General features: G+C 40.5%; 6 protein-coding genes. 4 read left to right on the top strand and 2 right to left on the bottom strand.

Annotated elements, in window-relative coordinates:
- Together QZZ35_RS09785 and QZZ35_RS09780 are read right to left on the bottom strand one after the other, a co-directional pair.
- On the bottom strand, nucleotides 1–584 hold a 584-nt coding region (locus QZZ35_RS09785), incomplete at its 3' end, for a S1 RNA-binding domain-containing protein (RefSeq protein ID WP_291237232.1).
- A 12-nt stretch (nucleotides 585–596) separates the two neighbouring features.
- Nucleotides 597–851, bottom strand: a complete 255-nt coding sequence (locus tag QZZ35_RS09780) for a hypothetical protein (protein ID WP_291237231.1) — start codon at nucleotides 849–851, stop codon at nucleotides 597–599.
- 134 nt (nucleotides 852–985) lie between these two features.
- Between QZZ35_RS09780 and QZZ35_RS09775 the strand changes: the two genes are divergently transcribed.
- The 4 genes from QZZ35_RS09775 to QZZ35_RS09760 all read left to right on the top strand — a co-directional run.
- Entirely contained in the window at nucleotides 986–1693 is a 708-nt protein-coding gene (locus QZZ35_RS09775; RefSeq protein ID WP_291237230.1) for a YdcF family protein, read from the top strand.
- On the top strand, nucleotides 1690–2424 hold the full coding sequence (locus QZZ35_RS09770) for a metallophosphoesterase (RefSeq protein WP_291237229.1): 735 nt from the start codon (nucleotides 1690–1692) through the stop codon (nucleotides 2422–2424). The genes QZZ35_RS09775 and QZZ35_RS09770 overlap by 4 nt, the downstream gene beginning before the upstream one ends.
- A 117-nt stretch (nucleotides 2425–2541) precedes the next feature.
- Nucleotides 2542–3627, top strand: a complete 1086-nt coding sequence (gene asd, locus QZZ35_RS09765; RefSeq protein WP_291237228.1) for an aspartate-semialdehyde dehydrogenase — start codon at nucleotides 2542–2544, stop codon at nucleotides 3625–3627.
- A gap of 21 nt (nucleotides 3628–3648) precedes the next feature.
- The coding region (locus QZZ35_RS09760; RefSeq protein ID WP_291237227.1) for an RpiB/LacA/LacB family sugar-phosphate isomerase at nucleotides 3649–3953 on the top strand (305 nt) is incomplete at its 3' end.

Raw genomic sequence — 3953 nt, 5'->3', positions numbered from 1 at the left:
GTTTCTTTTTCGTAGGTTCTTTCAGGAGCTTCTTCTGTCATTAAAGCTTTCATGCTGAGGCTGAGTTTGCCTTCTTTTTTCTGAATAACTTTAACTTTAACAGAATCACCGATCTGAACAGCATCGTTTGGTGTCTTAATACGTTTTGTACTCATCTGGGAGATGTGTACAAGACCGCTGAGTCCGTTTTCAAGACGAATAAATGCACCATAGGAAGTGATTTTTTCAACAGTCCCGTCAAAAATGTCACCAACAGAAACGGCATCGATCTGAGCTGCTTTTTCAGCTGCTGCCTTTTCCTGTTCAACAACACGGCCGGATAATACAAGACGTTTCTGTTCCGGATCAACGGTAATGATCTTTACATCGACTGTTTTATTCAGCCATTCGTTTAAATCTTCGACATAGCTTGTGGAAAGCTGGGAAGCCGGGATGAAACCGCGCACGCCCTGAACATAGGCAATAACACCGGCATTAACGACACCGTTGATCTTAACGGATAAAATCGTATCTTCATCCATCATCTGCTGTAATTCTTCCCATGAAATTTTTTGTTCTGTAACATGTTTTGTTGATTCACTCATATTTTCACCTCATTATTCTTCACAGGTATCGGCAGACATTTTCGTAGGATCCATTTTTACATATTCACGATTAGGCACAACCTTCTCTGTTTCTTCATCATCGAACATATCGTCAAAATCATCGTCAAAATCATCATCCCAAGTGTCATCGAAGTTATCTGAAGCTTTTTTATCCATGATATCTTTAACAATGTACACGATACTTCCGATAGCGATGGCGGTGGTTAATGTCCTCAAAATAAATTTAAAAACTTTACCTATCTTCATAAAATCACCTTCCTGTTTTTTTCTCACATATAGTTAGTATTATATAGTATTTTTGTTAAAAAATAAAGATATTATTTACTTTAGCCAGAAAAATTATTAGAATAGAAGTGACTATTAGAAAAAAAGAGGTTTTTATGAAAAAAATATTAAAAGCAACAGGTCTTTTTAGTTTGTTTTATTATGCTCTTATTATATCCTATGCAGGAATTCAAACAACATTCTCTGTGTTTTGGTTATTTTCAGGAACAATTTTTATCGGATTATCCGGGCTTCCAAAGCGAATACTCGGATGGATAAAGTATCCGATGAGTATTTTTTTTGCATTGTTTCTATTTCAGGAATATAAATTTTTATCAATGGCCCGGTCAAAACCGGAATCGGGAGCAGACTATGTGATTATTCTTGGTGCTCAGGTAAAAGGAAGGCGTCCTTCCCGGTCTCTGCTCAGACGAATTGAGGCGGGGGCTGCTTATTTGCATCAGAATCCTCAAACACGGGTCATTGCTTCCGGAGGCAGGGGAAAGGACGAAGAAATAACAGAGGCAGAATGTATAAAAAATACTCTGATTGAGATGGGGATTTCCGAAGATCGTATTTTGATGGAATCTGCATCTGTGAGTACATGGGAAAATCTTCAGTTCTCGATGAATATTGGGGGAGATGATAAAAAATATGTCATTGTGACAAATGGATTTCATCTTTATCGGGCGGTCAGAACAGCCGGGATGATCGGCATGTCCAAGGTTTCGGGAATGGCGGCAAAATCAGAGCCGGTACTGCTTCTGAATTATTATGTCAGAGAATTTTTTGCGTATATCGCATACAGGAGGCGGAGAAGATGATTTATTTAACATCGGATATTCATGGATGTTTTAAAGAGTTTAAGCGTATGCTGGAATACATACATTTTGGGGAGGATGACTTTCTTTATATTATCGGAGATGCAGTTGACAGGGGTGATGAGCCGATCGCTGTTTTGAAATATATTATGGACCACCCGAATATGGAACTTTTGCTCGGTAATCACGAACTTGGCTTTTTATGGAATGTTTATAAGAATACAAGTGACTTAACGGATGAACAGGTGTTTTCATTCTGGATCGGTCATGGGGGTAAGGAGACTTACGAACAATATAATGAGCTGCCGGAGGAAGAAAAAGCAGAGATTGTGGACTATTTGCGAAGATGTCCGAAGTATAAAATCATAGGAAAAAATATACTGGTACATGCGGGTATTTCAACAGATCACATACAATATGATTCACTGGAGGATCTGATGCGGCAGCAGGAGGATTTCCGGATGTTCTGGGAACAGAAAAAGTTTTACGGGCAGCCCCTTGATCTGGATGATCCGGAAGTCAGGGTCTTTTTCGGGCATACTTTTTCCCTTATTATCCGTGAAGACCGGGGAGAACCGCTGGATTCCACGGAAATATGGAAGGACAAGAACCGCATTGGACTTGATTGCGGGTATTCCTTCGGCGGAAAGATGGTCATCTACTGTCTGGATACAGATTATGCCTATTATTTGACAAGTTCAGGACAATTTTACTCAAAATTGGAAAAAAACTAGAAAAAAGACTTGCTTTTTCGTAGGATATCGTGTAACATTGTTCGAGTACACACAAATGTATTTTTCAGACGGACATCTGAATGACATAGAGTAATAAACATAAAAGGAGATACTACAATGGAAAAGAAATTAAGAGTGGGAATACTTGGAGCGACAGGAATGGTAGGACAGAGATTTATTTCTCTTCTTGAAAATCATCCATGGTATGAAGTAGTTGCAGTTGCAGCAAGTCCGCGTTCAGCAGGAAAGACATATGAGGAAGCTGTCGGTGATCGCTGGAAGATGACCACACCGATGCCGGAAGGTGTTAAAAAACTGAATGTTATGAATGTGAATGAAGTTGAGAAGGTAGCTGCTGAAGTTGATTTCGTTTTCAGTGCTGTAGATATGACAAAAGAAGAAATCCGTGCGATCGAGGATGCCTATGCAAAGACAGAGACACCGGTTGTTTCCAACAATAGCGCGCATCGTTGGACTCCGGATGTACCGATGGTCGTTCCTGAAATCAACCCGGAACATTTTGCAGTAATCGAGCATCAGAAGAAACGTCTCGGTACAACCCGTGGTTTTGTTGCTGTAAAACCAAACTGCTCAATTCAGAGCTATGCTCCGGTTCTTACAGCATGGAAAGAATTTGAACCGACAGAAGTTGTGGCAACAACATATCAGGCTATTTCCGGTGCCGGAAAAACATTTAACGAATGGCCGGAGATGGTTGGCAATATTATCCCTTATATTGGCGGAGAGGAAGAGAAGAGCGAACAGGAACCTCTCAGACTCTGGGGTGAGATTAAAGATGGTGTGATCGTAAAAGCAGATGCACCTGTGATCACAACACAGTGTATCCGTGTGCCGATTTTAAATGGTCACACAGCTGCCGTATTTGTAAAATTTGCAAAGAAACCTACAAAAGAAGAATTAATTGATCGTCTTCGTAAATTTAAAGGAGAACCTCAGGAATTAAATCTTCCAAGTGCTCCAAAGCAGTTTATCCAGTATTTGGAAGAGGACAATCGTCCACAGATCAGCCTTGATGTCGATTATGAAAACGGAATGGGCGTTTCTGTCGGAAGACTTCGTGAAGACACATTATATGATTATAAATTTGTCGGCTTATCTCATAATACGATTCGCGGTGCAGCCGGCGGAGCTGTACTTTGTGCAGAGATGTTAACTGCAAAAGGCTATATTCAGCCTAAATAAGGATATCGGAGGAATAGGGGAATGAAAGTAGCATTTGGCTGCGATCATGCAGCGATTGATCTTAAGAATGAACTTCTTAAATATTTAACAGAGAAGGGCTATGAATGTATAGATTTCGGAGCACAGGATCCGAATGTGAAAGTGAATTATCCGGAGCCTGGGTTAAAGGTTGCGGAAGCGATCATGAGAGGCGAAGCGGATAAAGGTGTATTGATCTGCGGAACAGGAATCGGTATTTCTCTTGCAGCGAATAAAGTGCCTGGAATTCGTGCGGCTGTATGCAGTGAACCTTATTCTGCCAAGATGACGGTTGAGCATAACAATGC

Source organism: Frisingicoccus sp. (genome assembly GCA_016298055.1).
Lineage (GTDB): Bacteria > Bacillota > Clostridia > Lachnospirales > Lachnospiraceae > Frisingicoccus.
Note: the sequence above shows the minus strand (reverse complement) of the source record. Positions and strands in the feature narration are given on the sequence as shown.

Excerpts from the sequence above, each read along its gene's own strand:
- QZZ35_RS09770 (WP_291237229.1), top strand. The coding sequence starts at position 1,690 with ATGATTTATTTAACATCGGATATTCATGGATGTTTTAAAGAGTTTAAG.
- QZZ35_RS09775 (WP_291237230.1), top strand. The coding sequence starts at position 986 with ATGAAAAAAATATTAAAAGCAACAGGTCTTTTTAGTTTGTTTTATTAT.
- QZZ35_RS09780 (WP_291237231.1), bottom strand. The coding sequence starts at position 851 with ATGAAGATAGGTAAAGTTTTTAAATTTATTTTGAGGACATTAACCACC.
- asd (WP_291237228.1), top strand. The coding sequence starts at position 2,542 with ATGGAAAAGAAATTAAGAGTGGGAATACTTGGAGCGACAGGAATGGTA.